The 19,439-nt window shown below is 64.1% G+C and carries 32 protein-coding genes and 3 other RNA genes; 1 reads left to right on the forward strand and 34 read right to left on the reverse strand.

Features of this window, described 5'->3' with window-relative positions; genetic code table 11:
- Positions 1–292: 292 nt before the first annotated feature.
- The 13 genes from GD606_RS19150 to GD606_RS19210 form a co-directional block, all read right to left on the reverse strand.
- A complete protein-coding gene (locus GD606_RS19150) occupies positions 293–1,582 on the reverse strand; it encodes a PBECR2 nuclease fold domain-containing protein (protein ID WP_246298900.1) in 1,290 nt (429 codons plus the stop codon).
- Positions 1,575–3,131 (reverse strand): phage portal protein family protein, encoded by a 1,557-nt coding sequence (locus GD606_RS19155; RefSeq protein WP_163301379.1) that lies wholly within the window; start codon positions 3,129–3,131, stop codon positions 1,575–1,577. The genes GD606_RS19150 and GD606_RS19155 overlap by 8 nt, the downstream gene beginning before the upstream one ends.
- Positions 3,131–4,603, reverse strand: a complete 1,473-nt coding sequence (locus GD606_RS19160) for a hypothetical protein (protein WP_163301378.1) — start codon at positions 4,601–4,603, stop codon at positions 3,131–3,133. The genes GD606_RS19155 and GD606_RS19160 overlap by 1 nt, the downstream gene beginning before the upstream one ends.
- A complete protein-coding gene (locus GD606_RS19165) occupies positions 4,600–5,196 on the reverse strand; it encodes a hypothetical protein (protein ID WP_163301377.1) in 597 nt (198 codons plus the stop codon). The genes GD606_RS19160 and GD606_RS19165 overlap by 4 nt, the downstream gene beginning before the upstream one ends.
- A gap of 3 nt (positions 5,197–5,199) precedes the next feature.
- Positions 5,200–5,442 (reverse strand): hypothetical protein, encoded by a 243-nt coding sequence (locus tag GD606_RS19170; RefSeq protein WP_163301376.1) that lies wholly within the window; start codon positions 5,440–5,442, stop codon positions 5,200–5,202.
- 12 nt (positions 5,443–5,454) lie between these two features.
- Positions 5,455–5,886: a hypothetical protein gene (locus tag GD606_RS19175; RefSeq protein ID WP_163301375.1), complete on the reverse strand. Its 432-nt coding sequence runs from the start codon at positions 5,884–5,886 to the stop codon at positions 5,455–5,457.
- Positions 5,886–6,434, reverse strand: a complete 549-nt coding sequence (locus GD606_RS19180) for a hypothetical protein (protein ID WP_163301374.1) — start codon at positions 6,432–6,434, stop codon at positions 5,886–5,888. The genes GD606_RS19175 and GD606_RS19180 overlap by 1 nt, the downstream gene beginning before the upstream one ends.
- Positions 6,427–6,906 (reverse strand): hypothetical protein, encoded by a 480-nt coding sequence (locus GD606_RS19185; RefSeq protein WP_163301373.1) that lies wholly within the window; start codon positions 6,904–6,906, stop codon positions 6,427–6,429. The genes GD606_RS19180 and GD606_RS19185 overlap by 8 nt, the downstream gene beginning before the upstream one ends.
- A gap of 10 nt (positions 6,907–6,916) precedes the next feature.
- A complete protein-coding gene (locus GD606_RS19190) occupies positions 6,917–7,498 on the reverse strand; it encodes a transglycosylase SLT domain-containing protein (RefSeq protein WP_163301372.1) in 582 nt (193 codons plus the stop codon).
- A gap of 8 nt (positions 7,499–7,506) precedes the next feature.
- Positions 7,507–7,701, reverse strand: coding sequence for a hypothetical protein (locus GD606_RS19195; RefSeq protein WP_163301371.1), 195 nt, complete (start codon positions 7,699–7,701; stop codon positions 7,507–7,509).
- Between the two features lie 4 nt (positions 7,702–7,705).
- Positions 7,706–8,104, reverse strand: a complete 399-nt coding sequence (locus GD606_RS19200) for a hypothetical protein (RefSeq protein WP_163301370.1) — start codon at positions 8,102–8,104, stop codon at positions 7,706–7,708.
- A gap of 229 nt (positions 8,105–8,333) precedes the next feature.
- Positions 8,334–8,612 (reverse strand): hypothetical protein, encoded by a 279-nt coding sequence (locus GD606_RS19205; protein WP_163301369.1) that lies wholly within the window; start codon positions 8,610–8,612, stop codon positions 8,334–8,336.
- A 2-nt stretch (positions 8,613–8,614) separates the two neighbouring features.
- Entirely contained in the window at positions 8,615–9,217 is a 603-nt protein-coding gene (locus GD606_RS19210; RefSeq protein ID WP_163301368.1) for a Rha family transcriptional regulator, read from the reverse strand.
- A gap of 346 nt (positions 9,218–9,563) precedes the next feature.
- On the opposite strand from GD606_RS19210, the gene GD606_RS19215 reads away from it, so the two are divergent.
- Positions 9,564–10,310, forward strand: coding sequence for a zinc ribbon domain-containing protein (locus tag GD606_RS19215; protein ID WP_163301367.1), 747 nt, complete (start codon positions 9,564–9,566; stop codon positions 10,308–10,310).
- On the opposite strand, the gene GD606_RS19220 is transcribed toward GD606_RS19215, so the two are convergent.
- The 21 genes from GD606_RS19220 to GD606_RS19315 form a co-directional block, all read right to left on the reverse strand.
- Complete coding sequence (locus GD606_RS19220) at positions 10,304–10,765, reverse strand: hypothetical protein (protein ID WP_163301366.1); 462 nt, start codon at positions 10,763–10,765, stop codon at positions 10,304–10,306. The genes GD606_RS19215 and GD606_RS19220 overlap by 7 nt on opposite strands.
- Positions 10,766–10,791: 26 nt before the next feature.
- On the reverse strand, positions 10,792–11,235 hold the full coding sequence (locus tag GD606_RS19225; RefSeq protein WP_163301365.1) for a hypothetical protein: 444 nt from the start codon (positions 11,233–11,235) through the stop codon (positions 10,792–10,794).
- Positions 11,228–11,593 (reverse strand): hypothetical protein, encoded by a 366-nt coding sequence (locus tag GD606_RS19230; protein ID WP_163301364.1) that lies wholly within the window; start codon positions 11,591–11,593, stop codon positions 11,228–11,230. The genes GD606_RS19225 and GD606_RS19230 overlap by 8 nt, the downstream gene beginning before the upstream one ends.
- Before the next feature lie 3 nt (positions 11,594–11,596).
- Entirely contained in the window at positions 11,597–12,151 is a 555-nt protein-coding gene (locus GD606_RS19235; RefSeq protein WP_163301363.1) for a phage protein GemA/Gp16 family protein, read from the reverse strand.
- Positions 12,144–12,335: a hypothetical protein gene (locus GD606_RS19240; protein ID WP_163301362.1), complete on the reverse strand. Its 192-nt coding sequence runs from the start codon at positions 12,333–12,335 to the stop codon at positions 12,144–12,146. The genes GD606_RS19235 and GD606_RS19240 overlap by 8 nt, the downstream gene beginning before the upstream one ends.
- Complete coding sequence (locus GD606_RS19245; RefSeq protein WP_163301361.1) at positions 12,328–12,531, reverse strand: hypothetical protein; 204 nt, start codon at positions 12,529–12,531, stop codon at positions 12,328–12,330. The genes GD606_RS19240 and GD606_RS19245 overlap by 8 nt, the downstream gene beginning before the upstream one ends.
- A 1-nt stretch (position 12,532) precedes the next feature.
- A complete protein-coding gene (locus tag GD606_RS19250) occupies positions 12,533–12,946 on the reverse strand; it encodes a hypothetical protein (protein WP_163301360.1) in 414 nt (137 codons plus the stop codon).
- 2 nt (positions 12,947–12,948) lie between these two features.
- The gene (locus GD606_RS19255; protein ID WP_163301359.1) at positions 12,949–13,368 is read right to left on the reverse strand and encodes a hypothetical protein; all 420 of its coding nucleotides are present in this window, start codon (positions 13,366–13,368) and stop codon (positions 12,949–12,951) included.
- 8 nt (positions 13,369–13,376) lie between these two features.
- Positions 13,377–13,441, reverse strand: an RNA gene (locus tag GD606_RS19260) — hammerhead ribozyme type II.
- 220 nt (positions 13,442–13,661) lie between these two features.
- Positions 13,662–13,913 (reverse strand): host nuclease inhibitor protein, encoded by a 252-nt coding sequence (locus tag GD606_RS19265; protein WP_163301358.1) that lies wholly within the window; start codon positions 13,911–13,913, stop codon positions 13,662–13,664.
- A gap of 8 nt (positions 13,914–13,921) precedes the next feature.
- Positions 13,922–13,986: hammerhead ribozyme type II (locus tag GD606_RS19270), an RNA gene on the reverse strand.
- The gene (locus tag GD606_RS19275; protein WP_163301357.1) at positions 13,986–14,255 is read right to left on the reverse strand and encodes a hypothetical protein; all 270 of its coding nucleotides are present in this window, start codon (positions 14,253–14,255) and stop codon (positions 13,986–13,988) included. Before GD606_RS19275 ends, GD606_RS19270 begins: the two co-directional genes overlap by 1 nt.
- 10 nt (positions 14,256–14,265) lie before the next feature.
- An RNA gene (locus GD606_RS19280) (hammerhead ribozyme type II) lies at positions 14,266–14,330 on the reverse strand.
- Entirely contained in the window at positions 14,330–14,464 is a 135-nt protein-coding gene (locus tag GD606_RS20835; RefSeq protein WP_281362023.1) for a hypothetical protein, read from the reverse strand. The genes GD606_RS19280 and GD606_RS20835 overlap by 1 nt, the downstream gene beginning before the upstream one ends.
- A gap of 12 nt (positions 14,465–14,476) precedes the next feature.
- The gene (locus GD606_RS19285) at positions 14,477–14,773 is read right to left on the reverse strand and encodes an HU family DNA-binding protein (RefSeq protein WP_281362024.1); all 297 of its coding nucleotides are present in this window, start codon (positions 14,771–14,773) and stop codon (positions 14,477–14,479) included.
- Positions 14,770–15,240: a host-nuclease inhibitor Gam family protein gene (locus GD606_RS19290; protein ID WP_163300865.1), complete on the reverse strand. Its 471-nt coding sequence runs from the start codon at positions 15,238–15,240 to the stop codon at positions 14,770–14,772. Before GD606_RS19290 ends, GD606_RS19285 begins: the two co-directional genes overlap by 4 nt.
- A gap of 181 nt (positions 15,241–15,421) precedes the next feature.
- On the reverse strand, positions 15,422–15,799 hold the full coding sequence (locus tag GD606_RS19295; RefSeq protein ID WP_163300866.1) for a hypothetical protein: 378 nt from the start codon (positions 15,797–15,799) through the stop codon (positions 15,422–15,424).
- Positions 15,796–15,990, reverse strand: a complete 195-nt coding sequence (locus tag GD606_RS19300) for a hypothetical protein (protein WP_163300867.1) — start codon at positions 15,988–15,990, stop codon at positions 15,796–15,798. The genes GD606_RS19295 and GD606_RS19300 overlap by 4 nt, the downstream gene beginning before the upstream one ends.
- Positions 15,968–16,603 (reverse strand): hypothetical protein, encoded by a 636-nt coding sequence (locus GD606_RS19305; protein ID WP_163300868.1) that lies wholly within the window; start codon positions 16,601–16,603, stop codon positions 15,968–15,970. Before GD606_RS19305 ends, GD606_RS19300 begins: the two co-directional genes overlap by 23 nt.
- The gene (locus GD606_RS19310) at positions 16,600–17,319 is read right to left on the reverse strand and encodes an AAA family ATPase (protein ID WP_163300869.1); all 720 of its coding nucleotides are present in this window, start codon (positions 17,317–17,319) and stop codon (positions 16,600–16,602) included. The genes GD606_RS19305 and GD606_RS19310 overlap by 4 nt, the downstream gene beginning before the upstream one ends.
- Entirely contained in the window at positions 17,316–19,421 is a 2,106-nt protein-coding gene (locus tag GD606_RS19315; protein ID WP_163300870.1) for a Mu transposase C-terminal domain-containing protein, read from the reverse strand. Before GD606_RS19315 ends, GD606_RS19310 begins: the two co-directional genes overlap by 4 nt.
- Between the last annotated feature and the right edge of the window lie 18 nt (positions 19,422–19,439).

Here is a 19,439-nt window from a genome sequence, read left to right on the forward strand (position 1 = left end):
TGCGGCGCTGTAAGGCCCGGGAGGGGGTGGGGCGAACCGAACCACGCCCCGAGTCCCCGGCATAGGTCTAGACCGGGTTTAGACCTAGGTCTAAATAGGTCTAGAAAACCGCGCACCGATCCGCATGGAGGGCAAGGTGGACGAGGGAGAGAGGAAGCCCCCACGGGGGCAGTCTTGACCGGAGGGGAAAGCGGGACTACCTGATATCCATCATGACGGCGTGTCCGAGTCCCGGCGGGGGGATCGGTAGGCGCGTCGCCAGCCGGGGAGCCCGCACCTCCCCGGTGTTTTTTTATGGTTCCCGGTAAACGAGCGTCCCCACACGCTGACCATCCAGGTAGCGCCAGAGCGTGGCCATCGCCGCCCCGGCCTTGGGCACGAACGCCGTGGCTGCGGTCCAGAGCCGCGACCGCGTCAGATTGAACACAGCAAATCCTGCCATTTCCGTATCCGCCACGTCGAAGCGCCGGATCAGGCGCAAGGTTGCCGTGGGCTTGCCGGACAGTTCCACGGGGACCGACCATATCTCATAGGGAGACTGGATCGTTCGGGCCAAGAGCTTGACGTAGGGCGCGCGTCCGGACTTCTCGACCTTCCATTCCCCTGTGCGCTTGTCCACAAAGAACCCCTTGCTGACGACCACGGGGAGGCCGACCCCGGGCAATGCGATCACCTTGCTCTCATCCAGGCCCTTCAGGCCGAACTCGGCCAGAAACGCCTTGACGTAGGCATCGGGGGCCAGGCCCCGGGCCAGGACGTCCCCGGCGGCCACGGGCAGGATGTGCCGCCGGTCCAGGCTGGCCAGGGGCGGGGCGCACGGATCGTCCCCGGCTGCGAAGGCCGTGCCGCCTCCCCGGCAGATGCGCTTCGCCAGGTCGGAGATGGGCACGTCCCGGATTGGCCCGTCAAGCGGCTCGGGCGACAGGCCGGACAGCCAGTCCTTACCTGTGTTCCCTCCAAATCCCGGTTTCGGGGTGAGACTGACCAGCCCCTGATCGGTCTCCACCTCGCGCGGGATGTCAGTATTAACCTTGAGGCTTCGGGCTTTGACCTGTCTTTCGGTCAACGCCCTTACACTGCATCGGCACAAGTGATCGTTAGGAGGATACCAGACATCCCAGAACTCATGATCTATTGGGTACACGAGGCCATCTAGCGCCCGATGCTCAAGCCGAGTCCGCGAATCATCGACTGCATCATACATTAGATACCCGAAAAAGCGCTTGTTACGCTGAAATTGAGACCAGCGACCAGCTTGATACGCGGAGGCCAGATTATTGCGAAAGATCGTATTCAAGTGATGTGACCGCAAGGGCTGCCAGCCGTTTTTCTCAAATTGGCTGATAAGGCCGGACTTCCAGTCGCCCAGGGTCTGCCCCGACTCCAGGGCGGCCAGAAGCGAGTCCCGCACGGCGGCCACCATGTCCGCCCGGGCCAGACCGGAGACGAAAAAGGCCCTGGATCGGGACGCCTCATCCATGGCCTGCCACTGGGTCTTGGTGACCGGAACCTTGCCGCGCAGAACGGTCACGGCCTCCTTGGGCGGCACCGGCGCGAGCACCATCCAGCCGGGATCAGCCATCGCCGCCCCCGGCCGCCTGCCCGGCCTCGTCGCGGGCGGACCCTACGCCGACGAGTTGGGCCGCCGTCATGGCCGCGTCCAGCACGGCCTCGAATTCCGACGCGTCCAGGTCGCCCAGGGACTCGGATAAAAGCAGCAACAGATCATCCGCCGTTTCAGCTTTCCGCACCAGGTCCATGATGGACTTGGCCATATCGGCGGCCGCAGCCTCGGCCAGGGGCAGCGCCCCGGCCACCAGGTTCTCCACGGCCTGTTGTGCGGGCGTGTACTGGCGCCGTCCACCTTCCTCGCCCTCGGCGAAGGCCTGCCCCTGGTCATCTTCTCCTATGGCCTCTTCGGGAACGGCCGCCGCCGTGTCCGTGGCCACGGTGAATTCGTCCGGCGACAGGCCGTAGCCCTCGAAATACTTGGCCGTGAACCGCGCCCCGAGCCCGAACAAATCCTTGCCCAGGGACGCCTTTTCCCGGAGGTCTTCGGGCTCGACGAACGCAAAGACCGGCGTCAAGACGCCCGGGGCGTTGACCTGGCCGTAAACCCAGGCCAGATCGGTCATGGCCGTGCATAAAAGGGCCTCGTCGCAGGCCGCGAAATCCTCCAACACCTGATGATGCACCGTGCCCAGGGCCTGGGTGCCCCGGTCGCCCACGTCCTGGGTCAGCGTCTGGCCCTGGATGACCTGGGCGATGGCGGAATTGAAAAGCTCCACGATGCCGGTATGCAGCGACCCGGCCCGGCCCGCCATCTCATGCACCGTAACCTTTGACCCGCCCGAGACCACGGCCACGGCGTCGCGCACCATGCTGGCCAGGGCGGACAGCATCTCCTGCCGCTCGGGCAGAAGCGCGCCAGGGCGGGCCTCGCCCACCACCCATGGCTGCCCGAACTTCTCCGCGAACCGCATAAGAAATTCCACCCCGCCCTGCTTGAAGGCCACCGGCCACAGGCAGCGTGAAAGGATGCGCAGACCGTAGGGATTTTCGTAGGTCGGGAAGTGTTGGGGCAAAACGAACTTGAAGGGATGCACCGGCCGTCCTTCGGCCATGTCTTCCCCCCGAAAGCACAGCCGGTTTTTGGCGTCGAAGATAAACCACTTCCTTGGCTTGCCCTCCACCCGGTCGATGCGGTAGACGCCGCCGTCCAGCCGCCAGATGATCTCGACCGGCGTGTAACCGAAGTACGGCGCGTCCAGGATTTCGGAGAACAGGTTACGCAGATTCACGCGCTCCAGATCCTTGGTGATGGCCCTGGCCAGGGCCACGGCCTCGGGCGTCGCGTCCTGGTCTTCCTCGTGTCCCGGCTCGAAACGGTAGTTGGACTTGTTGAGGGTCTTAATCTTGCGGCCCTGGATGGACGAAAACACCTTGTCGTCGGCCGTCAGGGCCTCCAGGACCGTGGCGTCGTCGCCGCGCTGTCGCAGCACGGGGTCAGGGTCCGGCAGGATGCCCAGCCACGACGCCGCCGAGCGCACCGCCACCTCGCCCAGCATGTCCGCCGGGATGATCCGGTCCAGGTCCATATAATCGGAATCAGACAGCCACAGTCCCGGCATTACCGTCCCCCATAGCCACGAAAGAGCGTGTTCACCCGGTAGGGCGAGGCCGTGATGACCTCGAAGGAATCGCATTCGATGGTCTTGGCCGCGAACACGGCCAGGGCGGCGGCCACGCCCGCGTCGCCGTGGCGTTTTTCATCTTTGGCCCCGGTGCGGGCCTCGGGGATCTTGGCCACGCCCTTGACGACCTTGAAGGCGCGCAGGTCATCCAAAATGAGTGCATCCTTCGGGGCAAGGATCGTCTTGTCCTCGAAGGCGGCCTTGAGCTTGGGCATGTGCTCCCGGTACCAGGTCTCGGACAGCATCACTTCCTGAATAAGGTCCGGGCCGTAGTTTTGCCGGGCGACCTCGGCCAGGTACTGGCCGTTGCCGCGCGCATCGAGCGCGCCCCCGGAGAAACGCGGCAGCCGGTCGCACAGGTAGAAAAGCGCCTGCTCCTGTTGCCGAAACGGGCAATTTCGCAGTTCCAGGACAACCGGCGTGACCAGCTCAAGCGAGGTCATCTCCAAAAGCGGCCAATCCACGGACAAGTCGCCCGTGCGGCCGAAGTCCTCGCCCAGGTACGACCGGACGTCCTTGGGCAGGTTGGCCAGGATCGGCCCCAGCTCGGCGTCCAGCCAGTCCCGCATCTCGCGGTGTCGCCGGTCCTCGGGCCAGTCCACGAAATCCGCAGCCGGAGGGGTCCACCGCAGCACCGGGATGGCCTGGGACATGCAGCTTTCGATCATGGCCCGGGTCAAGTACGTGCCCGATCCCTGGGAGGGGATGCAGAAAAGCTCTTCGTCCGCGCCGTCGCCGTACAGGTCGATCAGGCCCTGACGCCAGGATGCCTCGGCCTCGGGAGACCACAAAAGCCCACGCACCTGGCAGATGCGGCGGTACAGGCCCTCGCCCAGGGCATCGTCCAGCGTGACCCGATGCAGGCTGTACGGATACTTTCCGGCCCGGATGTCCAGGATATAGGTGTTGAAGGGGTTCGTTTCGCCATTGTGCGTGGAGATGACCTCCACGGACCCGCCCCACATGGTCAGGGCGATGGCCGCCTTCAAGAGTTCTTCCAGATCCTCGCAAAAGGCCGCTTCGTCGATGACAATGCGGCCTTTCTTGGACCGCAGGTTCTTGGGCTTGCTTGACAAGGCCGTTACCGCATGCCCGGAGGCGAAGCGTACCCGGTAGGCCAGGATGTCCTTTTCATCCTCCAGGACGACCTCCTCGAATTCCCCGGCTGCGATGTTCAGGCGCTTGGCCCACCCGGCCGTGTCCTTGACGTAGGTCTCGGTCATCTCCTTGTTGTAGGAGATGTAATAGGTGTTCATGCCGCCGTCCGCTTCGCGCAAGCCCGCCAGCATGGAGGATTCCGACGCGTCGCCGTAGGACAGGCCGACACGGCGCGACTTCACGCAGAACTTGACCGGGGATTTGTCCTGGTTCCAGCGGACCTGATACAGCAAAAGCGGCGCGTTGCTCATTCCTGGCCCCCGAGAATGGCCCGAATCCGATCCGCCGTGGCAGCGGTCAGGCCGCGATCCTTCCTGGCCTCGTCCGTCTCCGGAACGGCCTGGGCGCGCATGTCTTTCAGCAGATCGAGCACCGTCTTGATTTCCTTCAGCGCCGTCAGCGTCACCTTGTCCGGGCTGGCCAGGAGGGCGGAAAGCCGTATCCCGACCGCCTCTTCCAGGGCGGCCACGGCGTCGGCTTCGCTCGTGATCTCGCGCAAGGGGGGACTGGCGGGCGGCGTGGACTCGGCGCGCTTGTCCGCCAGCTCCATGGCCTTGAGCGCCACCTCTTCCATCTTGGCCACGGCAAAGGCGTCCATGGCTTGGAGGGAGCCCAGGCAGTTGTTGATGAGCTTGGCGCGAAGCCGGATGGTGTCCGTGCGAATGGCGGACAGGGCCTGGCGTATCTCCTCGCGCTTGGCCTGCCAGCCGTACCGCTCGGCCCAGCGTTTGACCGTGGACACGGCCACGCCCGCCCGGACGGCCGTGTCGTCAAAGGTCAGGCCGTCCACGCAGTACAGTTCTTCGGCCCGGCCGACGACCTCCATGGGATGTTCGCGGCCCACGGATCAACCTCCGAGGATGCGGTCGATCTCGGCGATCTGGGCCAACTGGCCCCGCAATTCGCCGTGGGCGGCGGCCAGATCCACGGCCTGGGAGGCGATCAGTTCCCCGGGCAGGTGCTCCGGCGAGACGGTGGGGTCCAGGGCGTCACGCAGGGACCGCACCAGGCCGCGCACCCGCAGACGCTGCGCCTCGGCCGCAAGCTCCAGCTCCCGACGACGGCCCTTGAATTTCAGCATTTCAGACACGTTTGCCTCCGGCTACAACGGACCTTTCAGGGGGGAATCGCCCTTGGCCAGACGGGTGGCCGGGCAGAACTGGTTGGTGCAGACCGCGTCCGTGAGTTTCTGCATGACCTGGGTGTTGAGCACCACGGTATCCTGCAAGGAATCCGCGATCTTCTCGTAGCTCTCGACCAGCTTCACGTTGTCTCGGTAGAAGGCCGCCACGGCCTTGAGGTCGTCGCCATAGGCCTTGAGCACCTTGTGCATGTCCTCGCGGTACTGCGACAGGGCCTCCTGGCGCTTACGCTCGTTCTCGGTGCGCTTGCGCTCGTTGAGCCACCAGAAGCAGATGACCAGGCACACCAGCCCGAACGGCGTCAGGCCGAACCCCAGAACCAGATACAAGACCACCGTGGCGTCCACGCTGGCCAAGGCCTTGATGATCACTGCAATCGTGGCCTGATCCATTACCGGTCTCCCTCCTTGGAATATGGGGCCAGCCGCCAGGGCCGGGGCAGCAGAAAGCGCAGGCCTCCGGGCGAGAGCACCGTGAACTGGGGCGGGATCACCCCCGCCTCGACCAGGATGTAGGTTCCCGCCTGGGAGCAGACCGGCCGCCGCATGGTCATGCGCACCGTGCGCCAAGCCAGGGCCAAAAGCGTCCGGAATCCATATCCAAGGCGGGCGCTTATGAGATTCAGAGCCAACTGTTTTGCCGCCTCGGCCTGATCCGGCGTCAGGTCCAGGGGGTGGATAAGGATCTCGCCGTCGTAGGCATGGAAGCGCCGTGAGGCCCGGGACAGGACGAAGCCGTCGATCATGGCCTCGGCCAGGAACAGGCTGCCGTACAAACGCAGCCCGATGCTGGTATGCGACCCGCCCGGGGCGAAATGCCGGATGGCCCGGGACAACGGCGAGTCACCGATCCAGGTGACCACGAACACGTCAAGCGTCGGCCGCAGGGCGGCGTAGGTGATGTCCCCGAGCGTTTCGGGATACGGCGGCTGCTTACTCATCCTTGACCCACACCTGCCCGCTGTCCGTCAGGGCCTGGGCGATGATGTACACGGCCGCCACTCCGGCGATCAGGCCCTGGGTCAGAGGCGACAGATTGAGTCCCGCCAGGTTGTCCACCACAAGCGTGGTCACGGCGCCCACCATGGTCCACAGCTTGCGGGACCGCAGCCGTCCGGACGTGGTTCTGGCCAGGATCGCGGTCAGCACGTCTCCCCGGGATTCCAGACCGGGTCCGGCCTCGGGCACGGGATGGGGCGATGCCGCCATGCGAGGGGCGGGCGGCTGGGCCGGTTCGGCGGCCTGGGCCCGGGTTGTCTGCTCGGGCGTGGGCTGGTCGGCCGGAGGCTGTTCCGCGAGCCCGGTAGGGCCGGACGTGGCCGGGGCCAGGGCCTGGACCAGGGCGCTCAGGGCCGCCGCCACCTGCGGCGGCACGGCCGTCGGCGGGATTTGGTTTTGGGGCTGTTCAGGCATGGCGCTTCTCCTATTCCGGCCAGACGTTGCCCGGGATCAGGGCCAGGATCTTGTCCGGGTACGGGCTGGCGAGATTGTCCTTGTTGCCCGGGCCGCCGTTATAGGCCCGCATGACCGTGGGCCAGCCGCCCTCGGCCAGGTGTTTGTCCGCCAACCGCCGCAGATAGCGGCAGCCCCATTCCAGGCCGACAACGGGGGTGCAAAGCTCCGGAAACCAGCCACGAAATCCGTTGCAGCGGGCCGTCTCGCCCATGACCTGCATGAGCCCCCACGAGGTGGCCCGGCCGATGCGCTCGGTTTCATGAGAGCAATGCTCCGGGCAGTAGTTCATCTCCCTGCCCTTGATGTATTTGTCATAAAATGTTGGCTCAAACCGGATGGCATGCGTGATGCCCCCGACCGACTCGTGCAGCACCATGGCCCGCACGATGTCCTCAGGGAGCTGGTAGCTGGCGGCCATCGTCACGATCAGTTCGTCCTGGTTCGGGGCAGACGGCGCGGGGAGTTCCGCCGGGGTAACGACAGGGAGCGGCCGCCGAGCCTCCAAAGCCTGGTTCAACATCGCCACAAGTTCTTCAAAGGTGATGGACATATTCCCTCCTACCGCTTGGCCAGGATGGCGTTGCCGTAAAAATTGACGGCCCAGAAACAGGCGTCCACCATGTCCTGGCGACAGAGGTACACCGTCGAGAGCGCCAGACTGACCAATGCAAACGACAGATGCATGTTCCGCATGGCTTGGCCGACTTCCGACGCCGCAATTTTGCGGAGTCCCCCCATGTGTCCGCGCTGCATGGGCCTAGCTCCCGGCCACCGCGCCGACGCCGTACGTGAGGAGCCGCAGGGCGGCCTGGCCCACAAGTGGCCGCATGGTCTGCCACACGGTGTCGGCCGCGCCGGTTCGTCCGGCCGCGAGCTGCTCGCGGATGGTGGCCAGTCCCATGCGCAGTTCGGCCAGATAGCCGCCCACGGCCGCGTCAATGGCGTCGGCCTTTTCCGGCGCAATGGCCTTGGCCACGGCCACGTCGGCCGAAAGCCTGGCCAGGGAGGCATCGAGCCATTCCAGTCCGGCCTGGGCCTGTTCGGCGCTCAGGCCGCCGGAGGCGGGGTCGGAGGACGTGGGCAGAACGGCGCAGGATGAAAGGGTCAGGATAACGGCCAGGAGGCAGGCGGAAAAGATCAACGGGAGTTTCTTCATGGCGGCCTCGCACGGTTGCGGTTGCCCCGGGATGTCCCCACCGGGGCGGCCGTGGGGCATGTTTCACGGCCGCCCGAGGCAGGGACGCTAGCCAGTGGGGGCGCACGGCATGGCCGCACAAGTAGTACGGGCGGGGGCGAGGCAGTGAGCGGGGGGTGCGTGGGCGTGCGCGGAGTTTCAGGCAAAACCGGCCCGCCTTTTGCGGAGGCGGGCCGGTCTGGCGGGCGGTTTAACTCACGGAACGTCGGCCGATTTTTGGCCCTTCCGGCTTGGGCAGGCCGCGAAGGCGCTGCCGCTTCAGGTTGTGGGCGGCCTGGGCCGTGGCCTCCTCGATAAGCGAGGCCAAGAGCGACAGCCCCTGCACGCCCCGGGGCGAGAACACCAGCCCCTGGTCCATGGAAAGCCCCATGGTGGCCTCGCGCAGAAACGCGGCCAGGGAGCCGACCCGCTCCACGATCTCGCCGGGCGCATCGTCCGGGGTGGCCAGGACGCTTAATGTCACGCGCATGGCTAACGCCCTCTCTCGGACTGGCGCGCTGCGCCCCGGCGGGGCGGCTCCTGAACCAGACCCATCCTGCGGGCCGCGCCGATGTCCCGGCGCACGGCGCTGTCCGACCGCTCCACCAGCTTGCCGATCTCCACGCTGGAAAGCCCCAGGCCCTTGTAGCGGACCACCTTTCGCAACATGGCCGCCCGTTCCGGGGTCACGGCCAAGGCCGCCCGCGCCCCCTCGGCCAGGGCCTCGGTGCGGGCGTTTTCCAGCGCCGCGCGCTCCAAGGCGTTGAAGGCGTTGATGTACTTGAGCTTCCATTCCATGGCCCGCTGGCTGGACCAGCCCATGACCAGGAGCGTGAAGGCGTCGCGGGTGAGGAGGTAGGCGCGGTCCTTCCTCATCCCGCCGGACGCGGGAACAACGACCTCGGCCTCTGTGGGCTCAAAGTTGAGCCGACAAAATGATTCCGGTAGCTTACGGGTCAAATCGTCGATGTCCCGCAGCACGTTCTTGTGTTTCAGCCCGAAATGCTGGGCCAGTTCCACGGATCGGACGGCTGGGCGCTCTCCGGGCAGGAATTCCACGGTCACCGGGACGGAAGGGGTTTGGGGTTGGGACATGATGCGCCTCCATAGGGTTGGGATTTAGAAATAAAAAAGGCGACATGACGCTCCCCAGCCCTATGAGCTGCCGGGGCCTCGCGGACACCCGGACGTCATGCCGCCGATTCGTGCCGCCCCAAAAATGGGGCCGCTAAGGCGACCAAAACAAAAAGCCCGCTCTTTCGCGCCGGATGGGAACCGGAGCAGAGGCGGCAGGACGCCTCATAGGGTTGGGACTTTCCGGTTATGATGCTGGGCGGCGAAAGTCAAGCTTTCCAGTCCCAATGTGTTGACGAATATCTTTCCGTCTCTTAACCTGTGCACAGAGTTGGCATTATTTACAAACCTGACCGAGCATGCAGCCATGAGTGAACCACACGATACACCCTCCTCCCAAGGCGACGAAATACGATGTCCGAACTGCGGCGTCTCCTTTCGGCTTGACGACCTGAAAAGACAGTTGGCTCAAGGGAAATTCGCCTGTCCCGTCTGCGGCAGCGGCTTCACGCAACCAAAAACCGCCAACCGGAAGATTCTACTGGCGGCAGCAGGGCTTGTGCTTCTGATCATTGCATTGGCGATCATTAAAAATACCTCTTTTTACGTCGTGCAGAAGCCGCCTGTCGCTCCATCCACTCCAGTGATTCCCGTTCCGATTCCTGTCGCACAACCTGAAAAAGCACAACCAAAACGTCATATTGATGCTGTGCCACCTGTCGTTATCCCCAAAAAACCACTAGACATTGCCATCGTCCCGGTGGCGAAAGGGATTTGGCTTAACAGGTTCAACGAATACAAGCCAAAATCCCCAGAGTACTCTTTCTCTGTGAAAAATACAGGAGCTGTCCCTCTTGATAGAGTTGTCGTAATCTGCAAAATGACGTCAGTTCAACATAATACCATTTTGTGTGACCACTATATTTCTGTTGACAAGCTAAAACCAGGTGAAACATCTACCATTCATCGGGTTACAATTTCGGGGCGTGACCTTTTTACATTACTCGGGAACAAGCCAATCGACTTCGATATCAGAGTTGAAGTTGGCGTTCGTAGTGATGGTGAATTTATAGTATACCGAACCGACTATTACGAATCCTCAATGTTTCAGTAAGTCCCTGTTGCGTTGTCGCCCTCCCGCCTTTCAGCCTCCTGCCGCACGCTGGCCGACGTGATCCGCGTGGGCGGGTCGGGATGCCGCGTCAACCGCCCCTCTTCCAGCAGGTTATAGACGCTACGGGTGCTCACGTTCAGGACGAATTCGGCTTCCGGCACGGTCAAAAACAACTTCTTGTCCAGAAGCTCCCGGGCGCTCACCGCAGGCAGTTCCGCGAAGCACAACCGCTTGGCCCGGCCGGAAACGGGCAATGTCAATTCAAACCCCATCGCGTCGGCCACCACGCAGCCCCGGGAGCAACCCAGGCAAATTTTTTTCGCCTCGCGCGTGAACCATTTGGCCCGCTTGGGCCGCAGGCACTTCAGGCGCTCGTACACCGACCCATCCACCACGCCGTGGTACGGCACGTATCCCGTGGCCAACAGCCGTGTCACATCCTCAATCGCACTCATAGCACCCCCCTCGGCCGCGTGGCCGGTCACAACACCTCGCAATCCTCCAAAAGCGCGTAGCCACGCCCGTCGTAGCCCATGACCGGCAGCCAGAACCGGCCGTCTATGGCCTGGATCGGCGGCGCCAGGACGGCGGCGATCTGCGTGGCCGTGACCACGTCGCCCTCGTAGCGAAGCGGCGCGCGTACCCGCCTGATCCCGCGTCCGGCCGCTTCCCAGGCCTTTCCGGGTCCGGCCTGCGCAGGCGCATCCCCGAAAAGCAGCCCGGCCAACAAGGCGGCCACCCCCTCCGGGTTCAAAAACTCATGGTGCCCGCCCCCGGCCGGGACATGCCACCGGCCGTCGATGCGCACCCGCCACAACCCCGCCTCGGTCCCGGTCCATTCCTCGGCCGGAAACAGCTCGACCCGCGAGGACTTGCCCTGAATCTTGAGCAAAACGGCATGTGATTTCCGGCGTTTTTCACTCATGGTTCGGGCAACCCCAAAGCCCGAGCACGGCATCGGCCTGCCGTTCCCACAGCACCCGGCAGAACCGGCAACGCCGTCGGTCCACGGCCCGGCATTTGGCGCAGGCCTCGCGCCCCAGAGCCTCGACAAGTTGCGCCCGCGTCACGGCCGGGCCACCCGCCCCGGCCGGGCCAGCCTCCAGGGCCGCTTTGACGCGCGCCGTCTGCCGGGCCGTGTCGCCGGGATAGGTGCCGCGCAATAGCTGCACGACAACGCTTTTGGTGACCCGGCAGGCCTTGCAGAAGGCGTAGACGGTTTTGTGCCGCTCCAGGATGGCCGCCCGCAGGGCGCGCCGTTCGTCTTCGGGAAGTGGCGGCACGGGTCACGCTGGCTCCGGGTCGATGCCTGCCCGCTTGCAGCGGGACCACAAGTCCTTGGCCAGGGTGGCCAGGGCGGCCGGGTCGGACAGCCACACGAATTTTTCCACGCCGAATTGTTTGGACACCCGGGCGTCGAGACGTTTGGGCTCGTAGCCGAGCAGGCACCACAAGGTGACGACGTAGCGCTTTTGCCGGGCCAACGGCCCGGCCGGGATGTCCAGGCGCTCGTAGCCGTTTGCCGGATCGCCCTTGCGCCAGGCGTGCAGCCGCTTGGGCAAAAGAGGCACCTCCACGGCCACATGCTCGGGCAGCTTGGCGGCCAGGGCGTCGAGCGAAAGGTTGCGTTCGCCCAGGGAGAGCTTTGACCAGGAGGCGCGGCGGCGCGTGATCCGCTCGAAAAGATCCAGGACCGCTTCCTTGTCCTGCTCATAGGAGAGTCCGGCGGCCGGGAGCAGCGTGCCGAAGAGGATGCACGTCTGCATGTTGTAGATGGCCGCGCAGCTCACAAAATTCGCCCGTGCGACCGGAGCTTCCTTACGTAGCGCCTGCTCAGACATGGCTTTTCTCCTTGGTCCGCAGCCGTCGGCACGCGGCGCAGTTGTCAGGATGACCGTCGTTGTCATCGAGGCCGTGGGGGGCAGCCATCCACTTCCCGCACAGCGACAGTCCGCCCCGGAAATAATGCGCCTTGCGGGAGTTCAGGATTTGTCCCCAGCCTTCCTTGGGCGTCGGCTTATCCACGGTCTTCCTCCTCGTGCTGCCCGCACCCCGGCAAAAGTGGCCTCACCGCAATGATGTCACCCGGAACCAGGCACACTTCCTGGTCGCTCAGGCTGCCGTCGGCGCATATCCTGCGGCCGACGCCGCCACCGCGCGAATACTTGACCATCAGCACGATGCGGCCCTTGTGTCGCTTGGACGTGACGTAGGCAGGCATTTCAGATCGCCACCCTGTAGACCGACAGTTCCGCTTCAAGTTCCGCCACCAACGCCCGCAGTTCCCGGTTTTCGCGCTCAAGCTCGACGTCCCTGTCGTCATCCGGCGCGGCAGGGACGGGGATCGAGACCGGGCCGCTTCTTAGCTCTGGGCTCCACGGCTGGGGCTCGGTCTCGCCCCCTGTCGCTGCCGGAGGCTGGGCCTCCACGGGCGCAGCAGCCGCCTCGTTCTCGCGGGCGCCGAAGGCCATTTCGACCAACTCGTATGGGTAGTATGCTTCCTGGACGTGGTGGCCATTATTGTACAACCGGTACTTTCTGCCGTGTTTGGTCATGATGTACCCGCCTACTCGGCGGAGGATACCGGAGTCGCTTACTTCATGATCCGGGAATCCCGGGATGGTGCGCCATTCCATGGCTACAACTCCGCATGCTCGCGATCAGCGAGGCTGGCCAGCAACGTGCGATAGTCCGTGAACCAACGTGACACCATGCGGCGCATGAGCCCGGCGCTTTCGCCCTTGGCCCACAGCCCCAGGATCGGCACGCCGCAGGCATACGCCGCGCCGACCTCGGCCCAGGCGTCGGTGCCCGACGGTCCCAGGTAGATGACCACGTCGGAGCGGCAGGCCCCGTCCAGATCATAGCGAAAGCGCCGCTCGCCATCGGGCGACATGATCCAGTCTTCTCTGTCGAGCGCCGCGACGACATTGTTCCCCTCAGTTCGCCGGGCCTCGGCGATAAAGGACACGACGTCGTGGCCATCGTCTGTAAGCCTTTCGGCCAGCATCTCGACGGCGTGCTGATGTTTCCAGGATGCGGCGATGTAGATGCGCATGGTGATTCCTCTGGCTGCTCATCAGGCCGGACGCGCCACCGTCCGACGACCGCCCCGCAGGGCGGTTTCGCTAAAGCCTTCCGTCTGGTAAATCGAAGACGTACTTTGCTTTTGTTCTCCAGACACGACCACATCTCCTACAACTCACACTGCTGTAATCGCTTCGCGTTGCATGGTATCCAGAGAATGCAGAGCAATGGTATCTTCTCTTAAAAACAAACCACGCACGTTCATTCAATGGTTTCTTTCGTTCCTCGCATGTGCATGAGAACCCGCCCATTCGACACCTCCTCCTACTGCTCCCGGCGCAGGCTTTGTTCGACGCGCCGTGAGAAATCCAGCACAGCGGCCACTTTCGCACTATCATCCTGTGCCAAGGCAAGGTTTGGAACGAGCATAATCACGCCATCCCATGCATGCACCGCAAGATCACGGACGGCACGCTGGAGTTGACACGCATCGCCACTAGCTATTGGGAGCGCACCGTCCGGGCACGTCTCGTTGATGCGAACCACTCCGTTGGTGAAGCAATATGCGACGGCCATGTGTCTCTCCTCGGCTGCTCATCAGGCCGGGACCGCCACGTCCCGACGACCGCCCCGCAGGGCGGTTTCGCATTATTTCTCTTCATTTGCTTCGAATGCTTCAATGGCTTTGAGTACTCGCGCCGGAAGCACCTTGCAGTACTCCTCCGGAAACCCGAGCCATGCTTTCAAGTGGGCACCGACAGCGGCGGCAAGAGCAGCATCACGCAAGGTTTTTCCATACGTTGTGCAGTGCTTGAGTTGATGCTTGTCGTCATACGCGATGATAATGACCTGTTCCTTGTCATAGTCCTCGGCTATCCGCTTTGCTGCCTCAATTGGCACCGGCACATACTCGGCCATATTTCATCCCCCTCGGCTGCTCATCAGGCCGGACGCGCCACCGTCCGACGACCGCCCCGCAGGGCGGTTTCGCGTTAGGCCAACCCTCCGACACGTTTCACCGCGTCCAGGGATTTCTGGGCGGACTCCTCATCGCCGCTGTGCTCGACGAATTCGTCCCAATGGTTTTCGATCAGCATGGCCACGGCCGCGAAATCGATGTCTTCCACGTCAAATCCCCTTTAGTTCAACGCTTCCCGCAGGGCCTTGCCCGGCTCAAGCTTCACCGTCCGCTTGGCCGGAATCGCCACGGATTCGCCGGTTTTGGGATTGCGCCCCTTCCTGGCCGCGCGCGACTTGACCTTGACGATGCCCAGGCCGGGCAGGGGCATCTCGTCGCCCGCCGACAGCACCGACCGACCTTCCTCGCCCAGGGCGTCCAGCACAAAACCGATGACCGACGCTTCGTGAACGTGTTTGGTCTTTTGGTCCCCCGCCAGGCGCGCCTTGACTCGCATGATCAACTCCAGTTTGGTCACGACTGTTCCTCCCGTTTCAGTTCCCAGGTGTATGCCTTGACGTCCTTGCGAGTGGTCCCGGCCGCCAGGAGCTTTTCATCCGACCATCCGTCCAGGACGTCCCAATCCACAGACTCTTCAACATGGATGCCGTCCAGGTAGCCAAGCTCCCGCAGCACCTCGACCGTGACCGACCGGCCGTGGACCACGACCCGCGACTCCTCATAGCGCAGCTCCCCCGAGGGCAGCGTCACCAGATCGGACTCCTTGAAAATCGTGGTGTGGTGTTTCTTGGCAAACCGGGGGATGTCCTTGCCCAGGGCCTTGACCTTCTCGACAAGCGGCTGAAGTTTCCCGGCATACACCGCCTTCAGGCTCTCAAGCGCCCTGGCGTATTCCGCCGCCACGGCGTCCCGTTCCGTCTCGGCCCTGGCCAGCCTGCCAAGCAGCTCTTCGCCCTGGTCCAGTATCGCCTGCTTTTCCATCATTTCTCCCTGCGCAACGTCTGATAGGCCCTTGCAAATTCATCTCGGATGCCGTCCCAGTAGCAGGCGCAATTCTTGCCTGACAGCCAGCGCACGTCCGGCCAGGTGCATCGCCTGCCGTTCCACAGCGTACACACCACGTTGCATTGCCGGGGTGACGGCGGCCAATCCCCGGCCATCCTGGTCACGGCCGCAGTTCCAGTTGAATTTCGCTGAGGATGCCCGGCAGCGTCCGGCGGCGAATCTTGGCCTCCAGGGCCAGCTTGCGCAGCCCGGCGGCCCGAAGTCCCGCGCAGTAGCGCTCGAATTCGCTGCCGCCCGGCGAGGCCAGGTAGTACCCGCCGCCGTCCGTCTCCGCCGTGGAGCAGATGGCCACGCCCTCTTCACGCAGTTCCGTGATCAGCTTGCGCAGCCTCCGCGTGCCATTGATCCGGTTGCCGCAGGGCCGCCCGACCGCCTTCTCGTACAACTCGGCCATGCCGATGGCCCGGGGGCGTCCGATGTGACGCGTCAATTCCGCCAGGAGCCGGGCTTTAACCGTCTCGTTGCTGTCGCCGTTCATCCCTGCACCTCCTTGCGTTGGCGCATATCCAGCAATTTTCCGTGTCGGGCCGGGGCCAGGATGGCATGCGCCCGACGCAGGCTGTTCCGGGCCCGGGACGCGGCCTCGCGGATCGCGGTCACGTCCCCGCCCATGCCCGGCACCTGCCCGAGTTCGGCCAGGGCCTCCTCAATCAACTGCTTCGGATTCATCGGCGTCGTCCTCCTTCTCAAAGCGGGCCAGGATGACCCGGCAATTGGCGACGATCTTTTTCTTGATGGCTGGCTGGTAGAGGTCATGGGTCAAAAAAAGCCGTACGATCTCAAGCGAGGACCGCTTTTCAGCCTCGAACGGATCACGGATTTTCCGAGGCGGCCAGGGTGTGTCCACGCGGTTCTTTGCGGCCTCCGTGGCCCGGAAGAGGTACGCCTGGGAGCGCATGCCGTGGCGCTCCAGATAGCCCACATCGGCCAGCCATTGGCTGTACTTGCGTACATGGTCGTAGGACACGCATGCGACGCTGGCCAAGTCGTGGTAGGAAAATCCGGGTTTCGCCGATCGGATTGCCCGCCAAATGCGGTGATAGAATTCTCCCTGACGTTTCTCATCAGTGTCGGGATTAAACCGGATGACGCCCTCTTCGACCCGGATCAGTTCTCGCCGCTTGACCATTTCGTTTATTAGCCGACGCACCCGTGCCTTGGCGGGTTCGTCAGCGCAGGCCAAGGCCTCGTAAATGAGCGGGTAGGGCACGGATTGCTTGCCGCCGACCGACAACCCTTGAATGACAAGACGCACACGATCCGCCTCCGGGGTGTTTCTCATGACCGCCTCCAGGATTTCGTCTTCTGGATCGCCGCGACCATGGTGTCGTCGACCAGACCCGTCTCCCGCGCCCTGGCCGCCTGTTCCAGGAGCTGCACCATGTTGCGCACCAGACGCATGTCGCCGTCGGACGTGGAGCGGATCATGGCCGTGGCCTGGGGCGTCAGATCCAGCCCCGCCGCCTCCATGGCGAAGCTGGCGATGTCCCCATCGTCCGCCGCGACGAACGAAACCTCTTGCGTGACCCGTGACCAGATGCGGCGGCGTTGCGACAGAAGGCCGAGGAGTTCCTCCTCGCCGATCAGGATGACCGCCGCGCCCGTGGCCTCGTGGATGTCCCGCAGGTGTTCGATCAGGCCGAACGGCAGCCTGTCCGCCTCGTCCATGTAAATGGTGGTGGCCACGCCTTGCATCCGCCGCTTCTCCAGAACTTCGATGATCCGCACCTTGCAGGCATGGGCGGCATGGGGCCCCTTGGCTCCGGTGGCCTCGAAGTGCAGCCGGGACAGAAACGCCGCATGGCTCATGGCCTCCCAGGCCGAAAGAAAGACCCCGCCGTGCTCGGCATGGCTGTTCCGGGCCGCGAAGGTCTTGCCCCTTCCGGCCTGGCCCCAGGCCAGCACGAATCCGGGCTGGCCGCGCCCGGTGTCCTCGACGGACAGCACCGCGCGGCGAAATGCGGCCACGTTTTTGGTCTCGATAAATACCGACTTCATGACACCCCCCCGTTGGCTATGGCGCGGCGGCGCGCGTACACCTGCCGCAACTGCTCGTATCTGCCGCGTGCGCAGGCCGCGTACTCCTCGGTCTGCTCGTAGCGGGCCATCCAGTCGGCGTCGGCCTCGCGCAAGGCCACGCCGTCCCGGACAGCCAGGTTGAAAAGGTATTCGTAGCGATCAAGCTCCGTGGTGATGGCGGGAATTTGCGCCGGAGGCACATATGCCGGGGCCTCGGCCAGCTTGGCCCGCGACGACGACTTGCCTTCTTCGATGCGCACAACGTCCGGGGCTTTCGGGGCAGGCAAGGCCGCAGGGACGGCCTTTTTGGCCTCGATCAGCCGCATCCGCGATTGCGTCTCCGGCAGGACCACCGTGGACAGGAACTGGCGGGCATTGGCCGTAACCTGATGCTCCAGGGTTTTCTTCAGGCCGATTTCCTCGGCCAGGAGGGTCTGATCCTCGGCATTCCCAAGAATTCGGGCCGCCGGATGCACGCTTTTGCGCGGCGTCGCCTCGCAGATGAACTGCTTTCCGGCCTCGTCGTAAATCAGGATGGAATCCCGGCCCTGGTCGTCGTATCTGACCAGCACCTTGTGCCGCAGATGATGCAAAAGCGGATGGTAGTAGTGCTTCCCGTGCAGGCTGACGCCGTTGCGGTCGATGCTGCGGACGCTCTTGGACAGCATGCACATGCGCAGCTTTTGCATGTCCGCGTCCGTCAATCCCGATCCGCGTCCGGCCTCGAAAACGTCGCGAGGCGCTTGGCCCTTCAGATGTCCGCGCTGGGGCCGTTCGGCGTAGGCGTCGAACCAGATGGCGATGGCCGTATGGGCCTCTTCGAGAGTCAGGGGGCGTCCGCCCGAGGCGTCATACACCTTGCGGTGCAGCTTCTCGCCCCGCATGAGTCGCGGCGGTTTGCTGTCGATCCCGGCGCCGACATAGGACGGAACCCATCGTTCCAGTTCGCCGAAGGTGGAGAAAAAGCGTTCGATGGTCTTGGACTGGCCGTGGTAGGGCCATGCGAAGAGCGGTTCCACGCCAAGTTCGGTGAAAACACCCGAAAGGCCGGTCTGGGAAAGGTCGATGCCCGTAAAAAAACGCGCCCGGAAGGCCTTTCCGTTGTCCAGATAGGCGACCTTGGGGAAACTCCCGAGCCGCATGCAGGCCCGGCGAAAGGCGGCGGCGATGGACCGCACGTTTTCCGTGGGCAGGATTTCCCAGCCGCAGGGATAGGAGCTGGCCATGTCGTACCAGAGGACCAGTTCCATTCGACGCCCCTGGCCGGTCTCGGGGTCAAGTATCTCGAAATTCAGGGCGTGGCCGTCGGCCACCAGGATGTCGCCCACCGCGATCTTGGAATAGTCGCGCTCGATGTACGGGCAGCACTTGTCGTTCCAGGCCTTCTTGCCCTCGCGGGCAAAGATCCATTCCCCGTAGTTCTGTCGGGACCAGCGTTCCAGGAACCGGCGCATGGTCACATCGTGGCAATCAGGGAGCCCGGCGGCCCGAAACGCCTCGCGGGCCATCCGGCACACCTCGGAGATGCACGGCTTGTTCGGATGCCGGGCCAGATTGAGCAGAAGCTGGCCGTGCCGCTCTGTGAGTTTTGGGACCGTGCGTTGTCCGCCGCGCGTATCCGCCAGCCGCAGGGCGGAACCGGTTGCCGAGCTGGTCAGTTTCCAACGTTCGATGCTCTTCCAGGAGGTGCGGCCGAGCAGGGCCAGCAGCCGTGGCCAACCCCCGGCGTGGTAGGCGGTCATGAATCCATCGCGGGCGGCGGTCTTGTTTCCGTGCGGGGCCCTGGTCAGGGCCTCGACGTACAGCCGCACAAGGTCCGCCTTGGCCAGGGCCTTCTCGCGTTGCGCCTCGCTCAGGGCCGGTTCGGACGGGTTGAGAGATGCCGGGAGGTTCTGGGCCTCATGGGCGATGATGGCCGCGCGGACGTCTGCGGGGAGGGAGGCAGCAATGAACTCACGTCCCCCACCGCGCCCTTGGCGAGGCCTACTGCCCCATTCGCCTTGTTTTGCGCGATGATCCACGGCTTGCCTCGTGCATTCGAGGACAGTCGCAAGTTCTTTTGCCGTGTACGTTTCCTGCATTGCCCTTTCCCAGTTTGA

The organism is Desulfolutivibrio sulfodismutans DSM 3696 (assembly GCF_013376455.1).
In the GTDB taxonomy this organism is placed as follows: domain Bacteria; phylum Desulfobacterota; class Desulfovibrionia; order Desulfovibrionales; family Desulfovibrionaceae; genus Desulfolutivibrio; species Desulfolutivibrio sulfodismutans.